At 67.0% G+C, this 1862-nt stretch carries 2 protein-coding genes; both read left to right on the top strand.

Going from position 1 to position 1862, the window contains the following annotated elements; genetic code table 11:
• The coding region (locus AAF184_25845; protein MEO0425779.1) for a glutathione S-transferase family protein at nucleotides 1-650 on the top strand (650 nt) is incomplete at its 5' end.
• 9 nt (nucleotides 651-659) lie between these two features.
• On the top strand, nucleotides 660-1658 hold the full coding sequence (locus tag AAF184_25840; protein ID MEO0425778.1) for a CmcJ/NvfI family oxidoreductase: 999 nt from the start codon (nucleotides 660-662) through the stop codon (nucleotides 1656-1658).
• Nucleotides 1659-1862 lie beyond the last annotated feature (204 nt).

The following is a 1862-nucleotide window of genomic DNA, read 5'->3' as shown; positions in this document are numbered from 1 at the left end:
TGAAGCTGTACGCCGATCCCATCACCATCAACTGCCGAAAGGTCCTCGCCGGCCTGGACCTCATCGGCGCCGAGTTCGAGACGGTCCACGTCGACTTCTTCAAGGGTGAGCACAAGACCGAGGCGTTCACCAACATCAATCCGAACGCCTGCCTCCCCGCGCTCGTCGATGACGATCTGATGCTCTGGGAGTCCAACGCCATCCTCGCCTACGCGGCGGAAAAGATCGGTAACGAAGCCGTCTACCCCACGGCGCCCAAGCAGCGGGCCGATGCCCTGCGCTGGTTGCTCTGGGAGAGCTCCACCTGGTTCCCGGCCTGCTACGACTTGATGGTCGAGCACTGCGTGAAGCCGCTGCTGGGGGATGAGACGGACGCCGCCGCCGTCGAGGCGTACAACGAACGGTTTCATCAGGCGGCGAAGATACTGGACGATCGCCTCACCTGCGCGGACTGGGTGCTGGGCACGCCTGGGCCGACCATCGTCGACATCGCCCTCGCCGCGCCGATGCACCTGCACGCCTGGCAGCGTCTGCCGCTGGATCCCTACGCCAACCTCCAGCGTTGGATGCTCGAGGGCATCGAGAAGCTCCCCGCCTGGGATCGCACGTGGGTGGGTGAGGGCTTCACCACCACGCGTCCCGACGCCTGACGACGTCCAATGACCGGAGTCAACTGGGACCAGGCGCGGTCCGGGCCAATCGCCAAGCCGGTGTTCAACTACATCGATGGGTCGGTGCCGTCTTCGCTGTATCGCAACGGTCGCGTGTCGCTGCACCGCGCACCCGACGGCAACGATTCGGCGCTGGAGGGCTACGTGCCCGACGCCCAAGAGCTGCACGTGCAGGACGCGAGGGCTCTGAAGGGGGACGTTGCGCCGGACCTCGCTCGCAACGGCTTCCAGTGCGTCGAGCAGCCCCTGGCGTACGCAGGCCTGGACTTCCTCGAGCACGAGGCCGTGGTGCGCCGCTATTATCCCGAGTGTGAAGCCCTGATGCGCTCGGTCACGGGCGCCGCGCACGTGCTCGCCTTCGATCACAACGTGCGCTGGGCCGAAGGGCAGCGGGACCAGACCCAGATCTCAGGCGGGCAGCAGGTGCAGGGCCCGATCCGCGTGGTGCACGGCGATTACACCCTGACCAGCGGCCCCCAGCGCCTGCGCGATCTGGCGTTGCCCCCGCGCATCAACGATACGATGCGTCCGTTCATCCCCGACGGCGAGTCGCTGTTACCTACCGACCTCGTTGATCGAGCGCTCGGCGAAGGCGGGCGCTTCGCCCTGATCAATGTCTGGCGCAACATCGCGGCGGAGCCCGTGGCGCGCGATCCCCTGGGCTTCTGCGACGCGCAGACGATCGAGCCCGAGGACCTGGTCGTCTTCGAGCTGCACTACGCGGACCGAGTCGGGGAGAACTACTTCGCCCACCACGCGCCCAGGCACCGGTGGTACTACTATTCGGCCCTGCGCCGCGACGAGGCTGTGCTGATCAAGCAGTGGGACTCGGCGGGCGCCTTCGCCGCGTCGAAGGGTGAGCGCTCGGACGCTGGGACACTGGTGTGCACTATGAACTTCCACAGCGCCTTCGAGGACCCGGCGACGCCGGAGGATGCGCCGGACCGGTGCAGCATCGAGGTGCGCTGTGCAGTCATCTACGACTGACGTTCACGGGTGCGTGTCTGGGCCTTCGGAGTAGCGCCGGTGGCGGAGATGAAGGCCCCGGGTGTTTACGTCGTGGAGCAGGACGGCCGTGCTGACGCGGTGGAGGAAGTGCCCACCGCGGTGCCGGCCTTCATCGGGCAGACGGCCAAGGCCGACCATGGGGGCGAACCGCTGCTGTACAAGCCCTGGCGCATCAGCTCCATG

The organism is Pseudomonadota bacterium (genome assembly GCA_039815145.1).
Classification (GTDB): Bacteria; Pseudomonadota; Gammaproteobacteria; order Steroidobacterales; family JBCBZW01; genus JBCBZW01.
Note: the sequence above shows the minus strand (reverse complement) of the source record. Positions and strands in the feature narration are given on the sequence as shown.

Excerpts from the sequence above, each read along its gene's own strand:
- AAF184_25840 (MEO0425778.1), top strand. The coding sequence starts at position 660 with ATGACCGGAGTCAACTGGGACCAGGCGCGGTCCGGGCCAATCGCCAAG.